The following is a 20,228-nucleotide window of genomic DNA, read 5'->3' as shown; positions in this document are numbered from 1 at the left end:
AGAAGATGCGGAGGCGTCTAGAGGATCCAGTCGGCCAGCGTGTAGAGCATCGCGCCCAGCCAGACGAGGCCGGCGGCGCTCCCGAGGAGCATGCCGAGGGCCATACGGCGCTGAGCGGGGTCGAAGGGCGCGGTGCGGACGGCTGCACGAGAGGCGTTCATGCGTTCTAGCCTGCCCAGCTGTACAGATCTACGCCATCCGTACGGGTACTCAGTCGCAGGACTGTTCCACGCCCGGGACCGTCACGCGGCAGGCGGCAGTTGTCCGCGCACCCACGAGGGGTCCGGATTGGTGTGCGGCCGGTCCGCCACGAAGACGGTCGGCACGGTCTCGTCGCCGCCGTTGGCCGCCCGCACCTCGGCCGCTCCCGCCGGATCGCGCCAGATGTCGACCCAGTGCAGCCGGGAGGCGTCGCGGCCCAGCCGGAGGCGGAGCCGCAGACAGTACGTGCAGCCCGGGCGCCAGTAGACGACCGGGCGGCCGTCGGCCGCGCTGCGCCGCCGGGCCTCGGCGGCGGGGACCGGCCCCGGGAAGACCAGGGGCGAGGTCATCCCGGCGAAGAGCACGAACAGCACCAGGAGTACGGCCGCCAGGACGGGGTCGCCGCCGCGGGCGAGCCCCGTCGCGACGGCGGCGCCGCTGAGCAGCAACAGGACCGGCAGCATCCACACACGCGTCATGAGGACGCACGCTATCCCCGCGCGCGCCCGGCCCTTGAGGCGGGTCGCCCGCCCGGGGGCCGTGGAGCCCCGCACGGGGGCCGTGGAGCCCGCACGGGGTCCTGGAGTTCCGCCTCAGGCGGTCGCTTCCCGCAGGGTCTGCCGGCACAGGGCGTCCGCCCGGCGGGTGCTCTCCGGCTGGCGGAACCGGCCGGCGAGGCGGAGCGTGTGGGCGCAGGCGTTGTCGAGGCTGATGCGGTGGCCCACCGAGACGAACACCGGGTTGGTGTTCTCCTGGGTGCGCAGCGCCCGGCCGACCACCTCTTCGCCGTCCAGCAGCGGCGAGAAGTCGCCGCGCCGGGGGCCGGGCGCCTCGTACGTGAACGTGAACGGGTTCTTGCCGACGCCGATCACCGGCAGGCCGGTCAGCACGCCGAGGTGGCTGGCGAGTCCGAAGCGGCGCGGATGCGCCAGACCGTAGCCGTCGCAGATGACGAGGCCCGGGTCGACGCTCAGCCCCTCCAGCGCCTCCAGCGCCGTCGGGATCTCCCGGAAGGCCAGCAGCCCGGGAACGTACGGAAAGGTGATCCGGCCGACGGCGGTGGCCTCGTCGACCGTCTCCAGGGTCACGGCGTCCAGCACCACGGCCGCCGCGACGACGACGTCCTTCACGTCGTCGTAGGCCACGTCCACCCCGGTGACCAGGCCGGTTCCGGGCTCCGGACCCGCCTCGTCCAGGATCACCCGGCCGCGCAGCCGGTCCTGGATCGCCCGGCCCTCGGCTTCGTCGGCGGGGGTCTCGTGGGCGGGGGTGGGGGAGGTCGTCATGCCCGGAAGCTTATGCGGTGACGGGCCCCGGCCCGTTACGCGGTGTCCGCCGGCCGCCCGTCGCGGGACCTCGGGGCGGGCGGCCGGAGTCCCGTAGCCTGACGATCATGTTCGTACTCGAATTGACCTGTACGGCTCCGGTCGAACGCGTCGACGCCCTGATGCGGGAGCACATCGCCTGGCTCGACGAGAGTTACGCGGCGGGCGTCTTCATCGCCTCGGGCCGCAAGAACCCGCGGGACGGCGGAGTGATCCTGGCCGTCGGGGAGGACCGGGCGGCGATCGAGCGGATCGCGGCTGCCGATCCGTTCGCGGAGCACGGTGTGTGCGCGTACCGGATCACCGAGTTCGTCGCCACCAGGACGGCGCCCGAACTCGCTCCGTACCAGCAGCGGTTGCCGTAGCGGGCAGTCGGGCCCCGCCCGCGGCGGATCCGGGCGCCACCGATGAGTTTTCGCGGCGGGGCCGGTCTGCACGGGTATGGAAACGCACACACTCAAGACAGCCGGCGCCGACCTCGTCCACGACGTCCGCGGGCCCCTGCCGACGGCTGCCGGCCGCCCGCCGTTGTTCATGATCGGGCAGCCCATGGACGCCACCGGATTCGTCGCGCTCGCGGCCCGCTTCCCCGGGCGGACCGTGGTGACCTACGACCCCCGGGGGCTCGGCCGCAGCATCCGCAAGGACGGCCGGACCGACCACACGCCCGAGACCCAGGCGGACGACGTGCACGCCGTCATCGAGGCGCTCGGGGCCGGGCCGGTCGAGATGTTCGCCAGCAGCGGCGGGGCGGTCACCGCTCTCGCCCTCGTGGCGCGTCACCCCGGTGATGTGACCACCCTCGTCGCACACGAGCCGCCGCTCATCACCCTCACCCCGGACGGTCCGGCCGCCGTCCGGGCGCGGGCCGGGGTCCGGGACGCCTACGAGAAGCGCGGGTGGGGGGCCGGGATGGCCGCGTTCGTGGCGATGACCTCGTGGGAGGGCGAGTTCACCGACGCGTACTTCGCCCAGCCCGAACCCGATCCCGCCGCGTTCGGCATGCCCGCCGAGGACGACGGCTCGCGCGGCGACCCGTTGCTGTCCGACCGGTCGTGGGCGATCAGCGACTACCGGCCGGACGCCGACGCCCTCGCCGCGGCCGCCACCCGTGTGGTGATCGCCGTGGGCGAGGAGTCCCGGAGCGTCCAGACGGGGCGGACGTCCGTCGCGACCGCCGAACTGCTCGGGCAGCGGGTGTCCGTCTTCCCGAGCCATCACGGCGGCTTCCTCGACGGGGAGTTCGGCTATCCGGGGAAGCCGGACGAGTTCGGGCAGCGGCTGCGGGAGGTGCTCGACGGCGCCTCGTAGAGCGCGGGCGTGGCGTCGCCGGGAATCGCGGGGCAGCCCTCAGAACCCCAGCCGGGCCACTCGCCCCTTCTCGCCCGCCGCCCAGCAGCCCAGGTCGGGCGTGCAGTCGACGGTGTCGTACGAACCGGAGTCGACCGTCCGCCAGGTGCGTCCGCCGTCCAGGGTGAGGTCGGTGCCCGTCGGGCCGACGGCCAGGGCGGCGGAGCGGCTGTGGGGCAGCCAGGCGACGCCGGAGCGGTAGGCGGGCGGCGGGGTGGCGGACGCCCGCCAGCGCCGGCCGCCGTCTCCGCTGACGGCGGCGGCCCTCGGGGAGGCCTGGTCGGGTCGGTAGTCCCCGCCGACGGCGATGCCGTGCCCCCGGTCGCGGAAGGCGACGGCGAAGACCCCGCGGGCCGGGTCGCCCGCCGGGATGGTCGACGCGCTCGCCGTCCAGGTCAGGCCCCGGTCCCGGGAGTGCAGGACCCGGGCGGTCGCCGCTCCCCCGGTGGTCAGCCAGACGTCCTTGGGGCCGGAACTGACCAGGCACTGGCCGCTCGCCGCGAAGCCCGCCTCGCCCGGCTGGGCGGCGGGCATCCCGGCGTCGGGCAGGACCCGCCAGGAACGGCCGCCGTCCGCCGTGGACAGGACCCGGAACTTCCCGTCCACCGGGTCGCCCGCCGCGAGCCCGTGCCGACTGTCGAAGAACGTCAGGCAGTTGAAGAAGGCGCGGGGGTCGGTGTTGCGGAAGGACTCGGTCCAGGTGGCCCCGCCGTCGTCGGTGCGCAGCACCCGGGAGGCCTCGCCCTCGCCGATGGCCAGGGCTACGGCCCGGCGGCCGTCGAACGCCTCGATGTCCCGCAGCTCCAGTTCGGCGGCGCCCGGCGGTGACACGTCGCGCCAGGTGCGGCCACCGTCGCCGGTGCGCAGGACCGTGCCCTTCGCCCCGGCGACCCAGGCGGTGGTCCGGCTGACCGCGGCCAGCCCCCGGAAGCGGGCGTCGGCGGCGGTCTCGGTGAGCTGCCAGCCGGGCAGAGGCCCGCGGGTGCTCGCCTCCCGGGACGCGGCCGGCGCTCCCCCCGTCCCGGCCGGGCCCTCCGTCGGTGCCGCATGCGCGCCCGGTGTGACCAGTGCGGCGGCCAGGGCCGCGCCGCCGGTCACCAGTGCCATCAGCCGTCTCGTGTTCCCCATGGCCTTCATGGCGCTGGAAGCTAGCCGACGGGTTAGGGCCCGTCCAGGGTGCGTCGCCGCCGAGCGGGCAGGAGAGCGGGGGTGCGCGAGGCCCGGGCGGAACCGCCGGGAGCCGGTGACGCAGCTCACGCCGCGCGCCGGTGCACGAAACCAGGAGTTCCGTCGTCTACTCCAATGCCGGGAGCCGTTCATCCGGCCGCGCGAGAGGGAGCAGGTCTTGTCCAGCGTTATCGAGCAGTCCGTGCAAGCCCGCATGGTCGCGTCCGCACCGCGGATGGAGACCCTGCCCGCCACTCTTCAGTACGACCGCCAGTACCCGTTCGCCGTACGCATGGCGTTCCCGGCTCCGGCGACCCTGGAAGGCACCGAGGTGTCCTGGGAGTTCTCCCGCGAGCTGCTGACCACCGGGGTGGACTCCCCCGCCGGGCAGGGGGACGTACGTGTACGGCCGTTCGGGTACGAGCGGACCGTGCTGGAGTTCCATGCCCCCGAGGGCATCGCCATGGTCCATGTGCGCACCGAGGAGCTGCGGCGTTTCCTCCAGCGGGCGCAGGATCTCGTGCCGATGGGCGACGAGCACCGGTATCTGGACCTGGACCGGGGTCTGACCGATCTGCTCGGCGGTCCTCGCTGACCTCGTAAATCCGGTTGCCGGGCCCACGCCCCCGGCCCTATTTTCGTGACGGTTCCTGTTGTCGTCGATCGGAGTGGGACGTTGCTGATCTGAGGTCCTGTGCACACCGTGCAGCGCCCGCCGCGCCTTGCCGCGGCCCGGAGCGCCCGTGTGCGATCTCAGCTTCCGCCGGCCGTCCCTGTCGTTCCCGACGCACAACGGGAGATCCGTATGTCTACCGCCGACACCCACATCAGCTGTACCTCCCTCGCCTTCTCCTGGCCCGACGGCAGCGAGGTCTTCACCGGTCTCGATCTGACCGTGGGGCCGGGCCGCACCGGTCTCATCGGCCTCAACGGCTGCGGCAAATCGACTCTGTTGCGCCTGATCGCCGGTGACCTCGCCCCACGGTCCGGTGTGGTCAGGACCCGTGGCGAACTGGGCTACCTTCCCCAGGACCTGATCCTGGACACCACGCTGCGGGCCGACGAGGTGCTCGGCGTCGCCGACCGGCGCACCGCGCTCGACGCGGTCGAGTCGGGCGACGTCCGGCCCGAGCACTTCGCGGTGATCGGCGACGACTGGGACATCGAGGAACGCTCCCTCGCCACCCTGGACGGGCTCGGCCTCGGCCACATCGGGCTCGACCGCGCCGTCGGGGAGATGTCCGGCGGCGAGTGCGTCCTGCTGCGGCTCGCCGCGCTGCTGCTGGAGCGGCCCGGGGTGCTGCTGCTGGACGAGCCGACGAACAACCTGGACGTGTACGCCCGGCGGCGGCTCCACGACGCGGTCGACGCCTGGACCGGTGCGCTGCTCGTCGTCAGTCACGACCGGGAGCTGCTGGAACGGGTGGACCGGATCGCGGACCTGCGCGAGGGTTCGGTCACCTGGTACGGCGGGAACCTGTCGGCGTACGAGGAGGCGCTCGCCGTCGAACAGGAGGCGGCGCAGCGCATGGTGCGCGTCGCCGAGTCGGACGTACAGCGTCAGAAGCGTGAACTGGCCGACGCCCACATGAAGTTGGCCCGGCGCAAGCGCTACGGGCAGAAGATGTGGGACACCAAGCGGGAGCCCAAGGTCGTCATGGGGCAGCGCAAGCGCTCCGCGCAGGAGTCGGCCGGCAAGCACCGCATCCTGCACACGGAGCGGCTGGCCGCGGCCAGGGAGCGTCTCGACGAGGCGGAGCTGGCGGTGCGGGAGGACGAGGAGATCCGGGTCGAGCTGCCGGGGACCCGGGTCCATCCGGGCGGCGAGGTGCTGCTGCTGCGCGATCCGGTGCCGCCCTACGGCCCGCCGTTGCGGGGCGAGTTGATGGTGCGGGGTCCCGAGCGGATCGCGCTGACCGGTCGCAACGGGGCGGGGAAGACCGCGCTGCTCCGGTTGATCGCGGGGCAGCTGACGCCGGTCTCGGGCGAGGTGACCCCCTTGGTCGCGACCGGGTTCCTGCCGCAGCGGCTGGACGTGCTGGACGACGCGTCGTCGGTGGTGCGGAACGTGGCACGGTCGGCTCCCGACCGCACGGACAACGCCGTACGGGCGCGGCTGGCCCGTTTCCTGTTCAAGGGGGCGGCGGCGGACCGCCCGGCGGGGACCCTTTCGGGCGGGGAGAGGTTCCGGGCGACGCTGGCGATGCTGCTCCTGGCCGACCCGCCGCCCAGGCTGCTGCTGCTCGACGAGCCGACGAACAGCCTCGATCTGGCGAGCGTACGGCGGCTGACCGAGGCGCTGGGGGCCTACGAGGGGGCGTTGATCGTGGCGAGCCACGACGTGCCGTTCCTGGAGTCGATCGGGATCACCCGCTGGCTCCGGCTCGACGGCGGGCTGTCGGACACGACGGCCCGGGCGGTGCGCGAGGGCCGCTGAGACCGGCCGGGGCGGGGTGGCGCCGGGGGCGGGGATCCCGGGGTACGGGCAGGTGGCATCGGATCTCCCGGGAAAAGGGGACAGGAGCTGTCGGGTATTCCGCCTAGCGTCGCGCTCATGGATCGCTTCCCCGAGCGCGACGCGGAGCCGTACACCCCTGGCTCCGCGCACCGCGACATCGTCATCACCGGCGCGCGCGAGAACAACCTGCGCGACGTCTCCCTCCGGATCCCCAAGGGCCGCATCACCGTCTTCACCGGTGTGTCCGGTTCGGGCAAGTCGTCGGTCGTCTTCGACACGATCGCCGTGGAGTCGCAGCGGCAGCTGAACGAGACGTTCACCTCGTTCCTCCGCAACCGGCTGCCGAAGTACGAGCGACCGCACGTCGAGTCCGTCGAGGACCTGTCGGTGGCCATCGTGATCGACCAGAAGCCGCTGGGCGGCAACGTCCGCTCCACGGTCGGCACGGCGACCGACATCTGGTCGGTGATCCGGGTGCTGTTCTCCCGCTTCGGGACTCCGAGCGCGGGCGGGGCGACCGCGTACTCGTTCAACGACCCCGGCGGGATGTGCCCGGAGTGCGACGGCGTGGGGCGCACGGTCCAGCTGGATCTCGACCGGGCGATCGACTGGTCGAAGTCGCTGAACGAGGGGGCGCTGCTGCTGCCCGGGCTGACGGTGGGCAGCTGGGAGTGGAATCTGTACGGGGGGTCGGGGCGCTTCGACAACGATCTGCCCCTGTCCGAGTTCGGCGAGGAGGAGCGGCGGATCCTGCTGCACGGTTCCGGGTTCAGCGTTCGCATCGACATGCGGACCGGCTCGGCGGACATGAAGTTCGAGGGGGTCGTGACGCGGTTCGAGCGGCTGTACCTCAAGCGCGACACCGCCTCGCTGTCCGAGAAGCGGCGCGAGGCGGCCGCCCGGTTCACCGTGGAGCGGGTGTGCGGGGCCTGCGGCGGGGCGCGGCTGAACGCGGCGGCGCTCGCCACCCGGATCGACGGCTTCTCGCCCGCCGACTACGGGCGGATGGAGGTCTCCGAACTCGTCGGCGTCCTGGAGCGGATCGTCGATCCGGTGGGCGGCCCCATCGCCGCCGCGGCCCGGGAACGGCTGGAGCGGCTGGTCGGCATCGGGCTCGGGTATCTGAGCCTGGACCGGGAGACCACGACCCTGTCGGGGGGCGAGGGCCAGCGCCTCAAGATGGTGCGGCACCTGGGCAGTTCGCTCACCGGGCTGACGTTCGTCTTCGACGAGCCCAGCGTCGGGCTGCATCCGCGCGACGTCGGGCGGCTGGGCGATCTGCTGGTGCGGCTGCGCGACAAGGGCAACACGGTGCTGGTCGTCGAGCACGACCCGGATGTGATGGCTGTCGCCGACCATGTCGTCGACATGGGGCCGCGGGCCGGGGCGGACGGCGGACACATCGTCTTCGAGGGCAGCTTCGAGCGGCTGCGCGATGCCGACACGCTCACCGGCCGTTCCTTGCGCGTCCGCACCCCGCTCAAGGAGGCCGTCCGCTCCCCCACCGGCCGGCTCCCGGTGTACGGGGCCGACCTGCACAACCTCAAGGGACTGGACGTGTCGTTCCCCACCGGGGTGCTGACCGCGGTGACGGGGGTGGCGGGATCCGGGAAGTCGACCCTGGTCTCACGGGTGTTCACGGCGGCGTACCCGGAGGCGGTGGTGATCGACCAGAGCGCGATCACGGCCTCGTCGCGCTCCACCCCCGCCTCGTACATCGGCGCGCTGGACGCCATCCGCAAGGTGTTCGCCCGGGAGAACGGCGTGGACGCGGGGCTGTTCAGCTTCAACTCCGCCGGGGCCTGCGCGGGTTGCTCCGGCCGAGGAGAGATCTCGACCGACCTGGCGTTCATGGATCCGGTCACCACGACCTGCCCGGAGTGCGAGGGCCGCCGGTTCCACGACGATGTGCTGAAGCACCGGGTCGGCGGCCGGTCGATCGTGGACGTCCTGGACATGACGGCGGCGCGGGCGGCCGGGCTGTTCGAGGACCCGGTGCTGCTGCGGAAGCTGCGCACCCTGGACGCGGTCGGCCTCACCTACCTCACCCTGGGCCAGCCGCTCTCCTCCCTGTCGGGCGGTGAGCGTCAGCGGATCAAGCTCGCCACCCAGCTGCACCGCACCTCCAGCGTGTACGTGCTGGACGAGCCGACGACCGGGCTGCACCTGGCGGACACGGGCACGCTGGTGGCTCTGCTGGACCGGCTGGTCGACGCGGGGAACACGGTGATCTGCGTGGAGCACAACCTGGATGTGGTCAAGCGGGCGGACTGGGTGATCGACCTCGGTCCGGACGGCGGCAAGGGCGGCGGGGAGCTGGTCTTCGAGGGAACGCCCGCCGATCTGCTCGCTCATCCGACGTCCGTCACCGGCCACTACCTGCGGCGGGACCCGGGCGCGGCGCCACGCCCGGGCGCCGGGGCGGAACGGCCTCGGAGCCCAGGAGTGGAGCAACCCATTCCGGAACGGTGAAACGGGGCTCGGAAGGGCCCGGGAGGGCTCGCGCACACCCTCCCACCTGGCCTGATGACTCCGCGTGTCCGGCTGTCCCCGGGGACGGGCTTGGCTTTGACCTTACGGTCGCCTTAACCTACGGTCACGTAACCTACGAAGCCGTAGGTAATTCTCCCGTCCCCAGGAGCTCCCCGTGACGATCGCCTCTCCCCACCTCGGCAGTTCGAAGGCGTGGACCGACGCCCAGCTGCTGTACGCGCTGGAAGAGGTGGTGGAGAAGGAACTCAACCGCCATCTCAAGGTCGCCAAGGACTGGATGCCCCACGAGTACGTCCCCTTCTCCGACGGCCGGAACTTCCCCGGCGTCTTCGAGGACGGCGAGGCGTGGGCGGCCGACCAGTCCAAGGTCACCGACATCGGCAAGATCGCCCTCGTGGTGAACCTCCTCACCGAGGACAACCTCCCCAGCTACCACCACGAGATCGCCTCCCTCTTCGGCCGCGACGGCGCGTGGGGCACCTGGGTGCACCGCTGGACCGCCGAGGAGGGCCGCCACGGCATCGTGATGCGCGACTATCTGCTCACCTCGCGCGCCGTTGACCCGGACAAGCTGGAGCAGTTCCGCATGGCGCACATGGCGGAGGGCTTCGAGTCGGACAACCGGCACTCGATGCTGCACTCCGTCGCGTACGTCGCCTTCCAGGAGCTGGCCACCCGCGTCTCGCACCGCAACACCGGCCACCAGTCCGGCGACCCGGTCTGCGACCGGATGCTGGCCCGGATCGCGACCGACGAGAACCTCCACATGGTCTTCTACCGCAACCTCCTGGGCGCCGCCTTCGAGCTGGCCCCGGACCTGACCATGCAGGCCGTGCGCGACGTGGTCGTCAACTTCCGGATGCCCGGACACGGCATGCCCGGCTTCGAGCGGGCCGCCGCGCAGATGGCGATCGGCGAGATCTACAACATGCGCATCCACCATGACGACGTGATCCAGCCCGTGCTGCGCTTCCTGAAGGTGATGGACATCGACGGGCTCGGCCCGGAGGGTGCGAAGGCGCAGGAGGAGCTCGGTCTGTACATGGGCGGGCTGGACAGCGAGGCGTCGAAGTTCGACGAGAAGCTCGCCGCCCGCAAGGCCCGTATGGTGGCGCGCGGCCGCGCCTGATCCCAGCCCCCGGCCGGTGCCCTGATCCGAGCCGGGGCCTCACCCCCGCCCCGAACACCCGGGGTTTTACGGTGTGGCCGGGGGTGTTCAGCCCCGGTCCGGGGTGTTCAGCCCCGGTCGCGGCCCTCTCTGCGCAGCCGCTCGCGCTCCTTCTCCGACAGCCCGCCCCAGACGCCGAACCGCTCGTCATGGGCGAGGGCGTACTCCAGGCAGGCCAGTCGGCCTTCGCAGGCGTTGCACAACTGCTTGGCCTCGCGGGTCGAACTGCCCGGGGCCGGGAAGAAGAACTCGGGCCCGGCCTGCGCGCACAGCGCGGACTCCTGCCAGGCGAGCGCGTCGTCGGTCACGGTGTTGATCAGCATGGTGCACACGGTGCCCGGTGGCGATAAACAGCTGATCAACGATTCATCAATGCGCTCCGCGGGCGGCCACGAAGTACCCGCCCGAGCCTTCGGGGCCGCCGTCCCGGCCCGTGACTACTGCCTCGGCTCGGGCCTCATGACCGCGAAGACCGCCCCGTACGGATCGGCGACGTTGGCCATCTTGCCGACGCCGGGCACGTCCATGGCGGCCAGGGTCTCCGTGCCGCCGAGCCGCTTCGCCCCGGCCACCGTGGCGTCGACGTCGGCCACGGCGAAGTACGGCAGCCAGTGCGGGCCCCGGGCAGCCTCGGACGGGACGTCGCCCATCCGGACCAGGCCGCCGAACGACGCGTCCGGGCCGGCGCCGGCCGGGTGGACGGTGGTGTAGGTGTAGTCGGTGCCCTCCACCTTCAACTGGTCGGTCCCCCAGCCGAAGACCGTTCCGAAGAAGGCCGCCGCCGCCGGGACGTCGGAGGTGTACAGCTCGGCCCAGAGGAACGAGCCGGGCTCCTGGACCACGCCGAAGCCGGGGTGCTCCTTCGGCTGCCAGGCTCCGAAATACGCCCCGGCCGGGTCCGTGAAGCCGCCCATGCTGCCGAGGTCCAGGACGTCCATCGGCTCGAACGCGGCGGTGCCGCCCGCCCGCTCCACCGCCGCGGCGGTGGCGGCGATGTCGGGCGACTGGAAGGAGACCGACCAGGCGCTGGGCGATTCCTCCTCCGCCACCGTCATCACACCGCCGACGTAACGGCCGTCCAGGGTGAGCATCCCGTAGCCGCCGACCTCGGGGCCGCCGGGGATCAGGCCCCACCCGAACAGCTCCCGGTAGAAGGCGGTGGCCCCGTCGAGGTCGGGGGTGCCGAGATCGACCCAGTTGGGCGCTCCGTCGAGGAAGGTGGGGCTGATCATGGCGTGCTCCTCAGTCGGTCCGGATGAGGTGGCTCGTCCGGTGCTGCCTGGTGGTTCCACTCGTTCCGAGTCTTGCACCGGGCACCGACGACCGCAGTCCGGGCGGTCCGGGCGGTCCGGTGGGAGCCGGGGCCGACGGTGATCGCTGCTGTCACACGGTGCAGCGTAGACAGCACCGGGGGGCCGGGGCGAAGCGTTGGACCGGCGCGTCGGCCCGGCCGTCGGGCGGTGTTCGTGCGGCGCCGTACGTCGGCGTCCTGCCGCCCGACGCGTCCCGCGGCTGTCGGGGGTCGGGAGTGCATGCCCGGGGCCTGCCGGCAGTGCGTGGCACGATGGCGGGAAAGCCGACGGAGCGGGTCCCGGGGCGGTGAGACACCGGTCCCGGAGCGGTGAGGCGCCCACTCGGGGAACAGAAGGACGCACATGAAGCAGAGCGGGGCGGCGGGCGGCACGGCCCTCGGGACACGCGCGCAGGGGTCCGCCGCGGGCCCGGTGCCGACGGGCGGCGCGGTCCGGGAGCTGCTCGCGCGGGCCGAGCGGCTCCTGGAGAGCGCCCGTGCCGTGCCGGCGGACCGGGGAGCCGCCGTGGACGCCGTACGTTCCGTGCTCGATCCGCTGCTCGACTCCCTGGTGGGCCGGGAGCTGGCCGCCATCCCCGTCTCCCGGCTCAAGGACGTCACCGAGGGGCGGCTGCGACTCGGGGCGCTGGAGCAGGCCGGGTTCGGCACGGTCGGGCAGGTCCACGGCACGAACCGCTACGAGCTCCGGCAGCTCCCCGGCGTCGGTGCGCACACCGCCGATCAGGCGCTGGCCGCCGCCGCGCAGATCGCCCACGCCGTGCGGGACACCGTCTCGGTGCGGATCGACGTGGACGCCCCGGACGACACCAGCACCGCACTGGTCGTCGCCCTGCACCGGCTGGCCGAGGCCGGTACGGACGCGCGGCGGGCGGTGGACGCGGCCCGCCGGCTCGCCGAGCGGCTCGGCCCCCCGGCGGCGGCGGCCGCACCGGCCGGGAGCCGGCTGCGCATGCTGTTCACGGGACGGCAGGGGCGGGCGCGGGCGCGCGAGGCCGTCGGCGCGGTGCACGCGGCCGTGGCGGACGCCGTGGAGCGGGAGCTGCCGGTGCTCTTCGCGCAGGCGTCGGCCGACCTGCTGCGGTCACCGGCGTCGCCCGTCGAGGCCTGGGTGGACTTCGAGCTGCGGTCCGCCGAGTACTACAGCCTGCTCGCCGAGCTGTCCGGCAGCGGTCCGGACCGGGACGCCGCCGAGGGGTTCCTGCCCGCCGGGATCGCGGACCGGGTACGCGCGCTGCGCCTGGACGACACGCATCTGCGGGTCTCCCTGCGCGGCTACCAGGCGTTCGGGGCGCGCTTCGCGCTGGCGCAGAAACGGGTCGTCATCGGGGACGAGATGGGGCTCGGCAAGACCGTGCAGGCCATCGCGGCGCTCGCCCATCTCGCCGCCCACGGCGAGAGCCACTTCCTCGTGGTCTGCCCGGCGAGCGTGCTGATCAACTGGACGCGGGAGATACGGGCCCGCTCCACCCTGCGCGCCGTGCCGGTGCACGGTGCGGAGCGGACCGAGGCGTTCGCGGACTGGCGGGAGAACGGCGGGGTGGCGGTGACCACGTTCGACGCGCTGCACCTGCTGCCCGGGGCGGCGGCCACGGTGCGGCCCGGGATGCTGGTCGTGGACGAGGCCCACTTCGTGAAGAACCCCGCGGCCCGGCGGTCGCGGGCGGTCGCCGGCTGGGCGGAGCACGTGGAGCGGGTGCTGTTCCTGACGGGCACCCCGATGGAGAACCGGGTCGAGGAGTTCCGCAGCCTCGTGCGCCAGCTCCGCCCCGAGCTCGCGCCGTCGGTCAGCGGTACGCACGGCGCGGCCGGTTCGCGGGCCTTCCGCCGGGCCGTCGCCCCCGCCTATCTGCGCCGCAACCAGGTCGACGTGCTGGCCGAACTCCCGGCGCTGGTCCACGTGGACGAGTGGGAGGAGTTCGGCGCCGAGGACCGCGACGCCTACCGGCAGGCGGTCGCCTCGGGGCGGTTCATGCGGATGCGCCGGGCCGCCTACGCCGTGCCCGAGGCGTCCGCCAAGCTGGAGCGGCTGCGCGAACTGGTCGGCGAGGCGCGGGAGACCGGCCTGAAGGTGGTCGTCTTCTCCTATTTCCGCGAGGTCCTCGCGACCGTCGGCGAAGCCCTGGGCCCGGACGCCTTCGGGCCGCTCTCCGGGAGCGTCCCGCCGGCCCGGCGGCAGGAGCTCGTCGACGCCTTCTCCGCCGTGGACGGGCACGCGGTGCTGCTGAGCCAGATCCAGGCCGGGGGCACCGGTCTGAACATGCAGGCCGCCTCCGTGGTCATCCTGTGCGAGCCGCAGATCAAACCCACGCTGGAGCACCAGGCCGTGGCCCGCGCGCACCGGATGGGCCAGGTGCGCACGGTCCAGGTGCACCGGCTGCTGGCCACGGAGAGCGTCGACCAGCGCCTGGTGGAGCCGCTGGCCCGCAAGGACCGGCTCTTCGACGCGTACGCCCGGCGCAGCGATCTCGCGGAGACCACCCCGGACGCGGTGGACGTCTCCGACGCCGAGCTGGCCCGGCGCATCGTCGAGGAGGAGCAGCGGCGGCTCGCGGACGACGCCCGCCGTGCGTGACCGGGGCCGCCCGCCGGAAGCGACCGGGGCGCCCCTCCGTCCATGACCGGGCCCGCCCGCCGTCCATGACCGGGGCCGCCCCCTCCGCGGGCCCCGTGGCGGACGGGGGCAAGGACGGGGTCAGTGCTGGTGCTCCCCGGTGCCCTTCCCGGACTTCTCCTCGGTGCTCTGCGTGCCGCTCTTCTCCTCGGCCTTCTTCTCCGCGCCGCCCGCCGCGTGGTGGGGTTCGTACCCCGGAATGGTGCCGTCGGGCTTCTTGATCAGCAGGAGCCCGGCCATCCCCATGTCGGAGTGGCTCTGGACATGGCAGTGGTACATCCACGCGCCCGCGCCCACGCGTTCGCCCGCGATGATCTGGAGGCCGAAGGAGTCCGCGGGTCCACAGATCTTGTTGTCGATGACCCGGCTGGGGTCGTCGGGGCCGGTGAGGATGCCGGTCCGGTTGTCCGCCCAGCGGTGACCGTGGATATGGAAGGTGTGGTAGTACTCACCGTGCGTGATCATCACGAATTCGAGCCGGTCACCCACCGTGGCCTCGAAGTTGACGCTGTTGTGGGCCGTCTTGTTGTTGATCATCATGTCGTTGAAGACGACCGTGCAGGTCTGGTCGGGCAGGATGTCGCCCTTGCGGCGCACGACGACCGGCCCGTACAGCCCCTTGCGGATGCCGCCGGTGCCGTGGTCCGTGCCGACGACGTGGTCGTGGTAGTGCCAGTAGCCCGCGCTGCCCGGCTCGTAGGTGCCGTCCTTGCGGAGGCGCGGGGCGTGGGTGCGCCAGGTGTACGTCCGGGTGCCGCCGGGCTCGACGTGACTCCTGTTCATCCGGGTGCCGTCGTTGGCGATGTCGTAGTCGACGCCGTGGACGTGGAGGCTGGCGTCGACGTCGGTGAGGTTCTCGAACTCGATGTGGACCGTGTCGCCCTCGTTCAGCTCGATGAGGGGGCCGGGGATCGAGGCCCTGCCCTTCTCGAAGCCGTAGCCCAGCTCGCCGTTCGGCAGCTTCTCGGCGTACATCTTCAGCCGTCGCACCACCCCGCCGGCCGGGGCCGTACGGGGCGGGTTCTCGGCCGAGCTCGCCTCCACCGCTCCGAGCGACAACGATGTCACCCCGGTCGCCGCCGCGGCGGCGCCACCGACCAGCATCCGCCGGCTGAAGGTCCTTCGGTCCATGTCGAACTCCCCACTGCGATAAGAGAACTGGCGATGCCGCAGGAACGGAACGGCGCTCACGGGATCCCGGAACGGGCCACACCGTAGCCGGGGCATCCTCGTTTATCCACACCCAGGACAAAGTTCACACGATTGCTGCCATACCTATTGGCCTACCGCGAAAAGAGGTCTAGCTTCGTGCGCTGTCACAGTGAATCAAGAGGTACTGACGAAGAGTGAGCAAGCCACAGTCACCGAGAGGTGCAGTGACCACAGAGGGGTGGGTGACCACATGCAGCGCGCATCACATCACCGGTCCAGATCACGACGCGGCCTCGCGGCGGCCGTGGCGGCCGGCGCACTGACCGTGTCCATGCTGGGCGGCGGCGGCCCGGCCAGCGCGGACCAGTCGCCGGACCGGGCCCTGGTCGAGAAGATGGCGACAACGTTGTCCTTGCCGACTCCGCCCGGTTCCGCCAAGCAGGTCAAGGTGCTGGTCTTCCACGCCTCGGCCGGCGACGAGGCACCGTACACGGACGCCGGTATCGCGGCGATCGAGAAGATCGGGCTGAGCGGCCCGGAGGCCGGGCGGTTCGCGACCGTGGCCACGGCCGACCCCCGGGTCTTCACCAACGGCAAGCGGCTCGGCTCGTTCCACGCCGTCGTCTTCCTGACCGGCGGGGGCGACGTCCTCGACCCGGAGCAGGAAGCGGGCCTGGAGGCCTACATGGAGGCGGGCGGCGGTTTCCTCGGCATCCATGACGCGGCGCGGACCGAACCGTACTCGGACTGGTTCACCGGACTGGTCGGAGCCCGCCCCGCGGCGAACAGCCCGGCTTCCACACAGCGGGCGACCGTGGAGATCGGCGACCGGGTCCACCCGGCCACCAAGAACCTGCCGTTGGAGTGGAAGCGCCCCGACAAGTGGCTCAACTGGACGAAGAACCCGTCCGGTGACGTCCACACAGTGGCACGCGTACGGGAGTTGACGTACAAGCCGGGCGCGAGCGCCAACGGCTGGGACCACCCGGTCTCCTGGTGCCGCGACTACGACGGCGGCCGGTCCTTCTACACGGCCATGGGCGGTACGGTCAACAGCTTCGCGGAGACAGACTTCCGCGACCATCTGCGCGGCGCCCTCGCGTGGACGAACCGGACCTCGCAGGCCGACTGCAAGGCGACGATCACCTCCAACTACACCGCCGAGCGCGTCACCCAGCCCAACCAGCCGGGCCAGAACGACCAGATCGGCGAGCCGCACGGCCTGGTGACCGCACCGGACGGCCGGGTCTTCTACATCGGGCGCGGCGGGGCCGACAGCTCCGTCCCGGTCGTCATCGACTGGAACGACCCGGACATCGGCAAGGGCAAGGGCGAGATCCACGTCTACGACCCGAAGACCGGGAAGGTCACCCTGGCGGGTGCGCTGGACGTCTTCGGCAACAAGGGCGGCGGCGACGAACTGGTCAAGGTCGAGGAGGGGTTGCTCGGCATCGAGCTGGACCCGGACTTCGCGTCCAACGGGTGGGTGTATCTGCACTACACGCCGCACGCGAAGATCGACCGCGACAAGCGCATGGCGACCCGTCAGGTCTCCCGCTTCACCTTCGACTCCGCGACCAACAAGCTGGACCTGGCCTCGGAGAAGGTGCTGCTCGGCTGGCCGGTGCAGATCAACAGCTGCTGCCACGCGGGCGGCGGTATGGCGTGGGACTCGAAGGACAACCTGTACATCGCGACCGGTGACAACAACTCCTCGGGGTTCAGCGGCGGTTACTCCGGCAACAACCCGGAGCCGAACTACAAGGGCGTCTCCTTCGCCGACGCGCGGCGCACCGCGGGCAACACCAACAACCTCAACGGGAAGATCCTGCGGATCCACCCGGAGGACGACGGCACGTACACCCTGCCGTCCGGCAACCTCTTCACCGGCGAGGAGCCGGACGAGGGCGGCGGGAAGACCCGCGGCGAGATCTACGTGATGGGCGTGCGCAACCCGGCCCGGATCTCGATCGACACCGCGACGGACACCCTGTACGCGGGGTGGGTCGGCCCCGACGCGGGCGCCCCGTCCACCACCTGGGGTCCGGCGAAGTACGACACGTTCGCCGCGATCACCAAGGCGGGCAACCACGGCTGGCCGTACTGCATGGGCAACAACCAGCCCTACCGGGACCGTAATCTGCCCGACCCGAGCAAGCCGCTGGGCTGGTACGACTGCGACGCCCCGAAGAACGAGTCGCCGCACAACGACGGCCTGGTCAAGATCCCGCCGGTGACCCCGAACACCATCTGGTACTCCCCGCAGGGCGGCGGGGTCGACTACCCGCGCGACGAGAACGGCGTACCGAGCTACAAGACCGAGGAGGGCAAGGAGCTGCTCCCCTGGCTCAAGGGCGGCGGGCAGGCCACGATGAACGGCCCGGTCTACCGCTACGACGCGCAGAGCGAGTCCACCGCCAAGTGGCCCGCCTACTGGGACGGCAAGTGGTTCGTCGGAGACTTCTACGACGCCACCCAGCCCCGGCACGCCGTGCTGACCGACCCGAGGACGGTCGGCAAGGGCGGACTGCCCACGCACGCGGAGTCGTTGAAGGAGATCATCCCGGTCGGGGCCGACGGCATCCGCAACCTGATGGACTGGAAGTTCGCGCCGGACGGTTCGCTGTACGTCCTGGACTACGGGCGCGGCTTCTTCACCTCCGACTCCAAGTCGGCGCTGTGGCGCGTGACGTACAAGGGCGGCGCCGCGACCCCGGCCGCCAAGGACCTCGTCGGAAAGGCGGCGGCGAAGTGAGACACCACTCGCTCCTGACACGCGGGCGGCACCGTCCGCCGAGCTTCTGGGTGGCCCTGCTGGCCTCCCTCCTGATGGTTCTCGGACTGACCTCGACGGCCGCGTACGGCAAGGGGGACGACGCTCCCCCGGCGGCCGCCGCCGACCAGGTGCTGACCTGGACCGCGGGCGACCCGATCGACCGCTATCTGTCCGCGCCGAAGACGGCGGTGGCCGGCAGGGCGACCATCGTCTTCGAGAACAGCACGGCCACCGGGAACACGACGAGCATGCCGCACACGCTGACGTTCGGCGTGTCGGACCCGGAGTTCAACAACGACGTCCAGCTGAACATCCTGGCCAACCCCGGCGACGCCGAGGGCGGCAAGCACAGCGTGGAGGTCACGCTGTCGCCCGGCCGGTACTTCTACCACTGCACGATCCCGGGCCACGGCATGATGCAGGGCATCCTGACCGTCACCGAGGGCAGCGGCGAGGACACCGAGGCCCCCGCGACCTCGGCGAAGGTCGACGGCGACCAGAACGGCGACGGCGCGTACATCGGCCAGGCCACCGTCGCCGTCGAGGCCACCGACACGGGCTCCGGCGTCGACACCGTCGAGTTCGCCCTCGGGGCGGACGGCGAGTGGCAGCCCTACACCTCGCCCGTCGTGGTGAACGAGGTCGGCGACCACACGGTCCGCTACCGGGCCACCGACAAGGCGGGCAACGTGGCGGCGGAGAAGTCCGTCGACTTCGCGGTCGCCGCACCCCCGACCGACGACAAGACGCCGCCGGAGACCTCGGCGACCGTCTCGGGCGAGAAGGACGACGCGGGCGCGTACCTGGGGATGGCCACGGTCACCGTGACCGCGTCCGACACCGGGTCCGGCGTCAACACCATCGAGTACGCGCTCGGCGCGGACGGCGCGTGGCAGCCGTACACCGCACCGGTGATGGTCCACGAGCTGGGCGAGCACCAGGTCCGCTACCGGGCCACCGACCGGTCGGGCAACGTGGCGGACGGGAAGGCCGTCGACTTCACCGTGGTCGAGCCGCCGTCCAAGGACCAGACGGCTCCGGAGACCTCGGTGAAGGTCGAGGGCGACAAGAACAGTGACGGCGCGTTCATCACCAGCGCCAAGGCCACCGTCTCGGCGACCGACGACGACTCGGGCGTGGACAAGGTCGAGTACTCCCTCGACGGCGGCCCCTACCTGGCGTACACCACCCCGGTGATCGTCGACCGGGTCGGTTACCACTCCATCGCCCACCGGGCGACGGACAAGGCGGGCAACACCTCCGAGGCGAAGAAGGTGTCGTTCACCATCGCCCAGGGCGGTGGGGTTCCCGCGCCGAACTGCGCGGAGTTCGACGAGCGGCACACCGTCTTCGTCGGCACGATCGACACGGGCGTGCCGAACCGGATCACCCGTAACCGCTGCACGATCAACGAGCTGATCGAGGACGAGAAGGACTGGTCCTCCCACGCGCTGTTTCTCAAGCACGTGACGTCGGTGATCGACAAGCTGAAGGCCGACGGCGTCATCGACCGGCGCGAGCGCAGGGCGATCAACCAGGCCGCCAAGGAGTCGGGCATCGGGAAGCCGGGCCAGGTCGAGGGCTACACCAAGCTCTTCGACGGTACGGCGGCCTCGCTCGCCAAGTGGCAGCACGTGGGCGGCGGCAAGTTCGAGCTGAACGAGGAGGAGGGCTCCATCACCAGCTCCACCACGGTCGGTGGAATGGGCATGCTGTGGCTGCCGAACCGGGCCTACGGCGACTACTCGCTCAAGCTCCAGTGGCGGGACGACGCCCCGGGCTCGGGCAACGCCAACGGCGGGGTCTTCGTCCGCTTCCCGCAGGTCCACGACCACCCGGAGGAGTCGCGTCCGGAGTGGGTCGCCATCAAGTACGGCCATGAGATCCAGGTCAACGACCGGCCGGACGGCGACATGTACAAGACCGGTTCGGTGTACGGCTTCGACCGGGTGGGTCTCGGCGGCGCCGGGGTCACACCGAAGGGCACCTGGAACGACTACGAGATCAAGGTGGTGGACCAGCACTACGAGATCTACCGCAACGGTGTCCTGATCAACGAGTTCGACAACACCCGTGGTCAGCTCTTCGAGCCGCCGCGGGGCGACGACCCGGGCACCGACGGCCGGCGGTTCGCCTCCGGCTACATCGGGCTCCAGGTGCACGGCGTCACCGACGTCATCTCGTACCGCGACATCCGGATCAAGGAGCTGTAGAC

General features: G+C 71.8%; 16 protein-coding genes. 9 read left to right on the top strand and 7 right to left on the bottom strand.

Features of this window, described 5'->3' with window-relative positions; translation table 11 throughout:
* Positions 1 to 17: 17 nt before the first annotated feature.
* The 3 genes from mmpA to ACH4KB_RS24615 form a co-directional block, all read right to left on the bottom strand.
* A complete protein-coding gene (gene mmpA, locus ACH4KB_RS24625; RefSeq protein ID WP_371627076.1) occupies positions 18 to 161 on the bottom strand; it encodes a morphogenic membrane protein MmpA in 144 nt (47 codons plus the stop codon).
* A gap of 81 nt (positions 162 to 242) precedes the next feature.
* The gene (locus tag ACH4KB_RS24620; RefSeq protein WP_398068058.1) at positions 243 to 680 is read right to left on the bottom strand and encodes a glutaredoxin domain-containing protein; all 438 of its coding nucleotides are present in this window, start codon (positions 678 to 680) and stop codon (positions 243 to 245) included.
* A 114-nt stretch (positions 681 to 794) separates the two neighbouring features.
* Positions 795 to 1,487 (bottom strand): endonuclease V, encoded by a 693-nt coding sequence (locus tag ACH4KB_RS24615; RefSeq protein WP_329161879.1) that lies wholly within the window; start codon positions 1,485 to 1,487, stop codon positions 795 to 797.
* 107 nt (positions 1,488 to 1,594) lie between these two features.
* Between ACH4KB_RS24615 and ACH4KB_RS24610 the strand changes: the two genes are divergently transcribed.
* Complete coding sequence (locus ACH4KB_RS24610) at positions 1,595 to 1,891, top strand: YciI family protein (RefSeq protein WP_398068057.1); 297 nt, start codon at positions 1,595 to 1,597, stop codon at positions 1,889 to 1,891.
* Positions 1,892 to 1,967: 76 nt separating this feature from the next.
* Positions 1,968 to 2,837: an alpha/beta fold hydrolase gene (locus ACH4KB_RS24605; protein ID WP_398068056.1), complete on the top strand. Its 870-nt coding sequence runs from the start codon at positions 1,968 to 1,970 to the stop codon at positions 2,835 to 2,837.
* 39 nt (positions 2,838 to 2,876) lie between these two features.
* Here the strand turns inward: ACH4KB_RS24605 and ACH4KB_RS24600 are convergent, their stop codons facing one another.
* Positions 2,877 to 4,013, bottom strand: coding sequence for an oxidoreductase (locus ACH4KB_RS24600; protein WP_398068055.1), 1,137 nt, complete (start codon positions 4,011 to 4,013; stop codon positions 2,877 to 2,879).
* Between the two features lie 208 nt (positions 4,014 to 4,221).
* Here ACH4KB_RS24600 and ACH4KB_RS24595 point away from each other — a divergent pair, with 208 nt between their 5' ends.
* From ACH4KB_RS24595 to ACH4KB_RS24580, 4 genes are all read left to right on the top strand, one after another.
* Entirely contained in the window at positions 4,222 to 4,638 is a 417-nt protein-coding gene (locus ACH4KB_RS24595) for an SsgA family sporulation/cell division regulator (protein WP_398068054.1), read from the top strand.
* Between the two features lie 210 nt (positions 4,639 to 4,848).
* Positions 4,849 to 6,480 (top strand): ABC-F family ATP-binding cassette domain-containing protein, encoded by a 1,632-nt coding sequence (locus ACH4KB_RS24590; RefSeq protein WP_398068053.1) that lies wholly within the window; start codon positions 4,849 to 4,851, stop codon positions 6,478 to 6,480.
* 117 nt (positions 6,481 to 6,597) lie between these two features.
* A complete protein-coding gene (locus ACH4KB_RS24585) occupies positions 6,598 to 8,973 on the top strand; it encodes an ATP-binding cassette domain-containing protein (RefSeq protein ID WP_398068052.1) in 2,376 nt (791 codons plus the stop codon).
* 175 nt (positions 8,974 to 9,148) lie between these two features.
* Positions 9,149 to 10,123 carry an acyl-ACP desaturase gene (locus ACH4KB_RS24580; protein ID WP_398068051.1) on the top strand — a complete coding sequence of 325 codons (975 nt, stop codon included), beginning with the start codon at positions 9,149 to 9,151 and terminating at the stop codon, positions 10,121 to 10,123.
* Positions 10,124 to 10,230: 107 nt separating this feature from the next.
* Here the strand turns inward: ACH4KB_RS24580 and ACH4KB_RS24575 are convergent, their stop codons facing one another.
* Entirely contained in the window at positions 10,231 to 10,485 is a 255-nt protein-coding gene (locus ACH4KB_RS24575; RefSeq protein WP_398068050.1) for a WhiB family transcriptional regulator, read from the bottom strand.
* Positions 10,486 to 10,599: 114 nt separating this feature from the next.
* Complete coding sequence (locus ACH4KB_RS24570) at positions 10,600 to 11,394, bottom strand: VOC family protein (protein WP_398068049.1); 795 nt, start codon at positions 11,392 to 11,394, stop codon at positions 10,600 to 10,602.
* Positions 11,395 to 11,817: 423 nt separating this feature from the next.
* On the opposite strand from ACH4KB_RS24570, the gene ACH4KB_RS24565 reads away from it, so the two are divergent.
* Positions 11,818 to 14,046 (top strand): DEAD/DEAH box helicase, encoded by a 2,229-nt coding sequence (locus tag ACH4KB_RS24565; protein WP_398068048.1) that lies wholly within the window; start codon positions 11,818 to 11,820, stop codon positions 14,044 to 14,046.
* A gap of 120 nt (positions 14,047 to 14,166) precedes the next feature.
* Here the strand turns inward: ACH4KB_RS24565 and ACH4KB_RS24560 are convergent, their stop codons facing one another.
* Positions 14,167 to 15,216 carry a multicopper oxidase domain-containing protein gene (locus ACH4KB_RS24560; RefSeq protein ID WP_398068047.1) on the bottom strand — a complete coding sequence of 350 codons (1,050 nt, stop codon included), beginning with the start codon at positions 15,214 to 15,216 and terminating at the stop codon, positions 14,167 to 14,169.
* 271 nt (positions 15,217 to 15,487) lie between these two features.
* On the opposite strand from ACH4KB_RS24560, the gene ACH4KB_RS24555 reads away from it, so the two are divergent.
* Both ACH4KB_RS24555 and ACH4KB_RS24550 read left to right on the top strand, forming a co-directional pair.
* Complete coding sequence (locus ACH4KB_RS24555) at positions 15,488 to 17,992, top strand: ThuA domain-containing protein (protein WP_398068046.1); 2,505 nt, start codon at positions 15,488 to 15,490, stop codon at positions 17,990 to 17,992.
* Complete coding sequence (locus ACH4KB_RS24550; protein ID WP_398068045.1) at positions 17,989 to 20,226, top strand: OmpL47-type beta-barrel domain-containing protein; 2,238 nt, start codon at positions 17,989 to 17,991, stop codon at positions 20,224 to 20,226. The genes ACH4KB_RS24555 and ACH4KB_RS24550 overlap by 4 nt, the downstream gene beginning before the upstream one ends.
* Positions 20,227 to 20,228 lie beyond the last annotated feature (2 nt).

It is taken from the genome of Streptomyces sp. NPDC017520, assembly GCF_044329855.1.
Taxonomy (GTDB): Bacteria; Actinomycetota; Actinomycetes; order Streptomycetales; family Streptomycetaceae; genus Streptomyces.
Note: the sequence above shows the minus strand (reverse complement) of the source record. Positions and strands in the feature narration are given on the sequence as shown.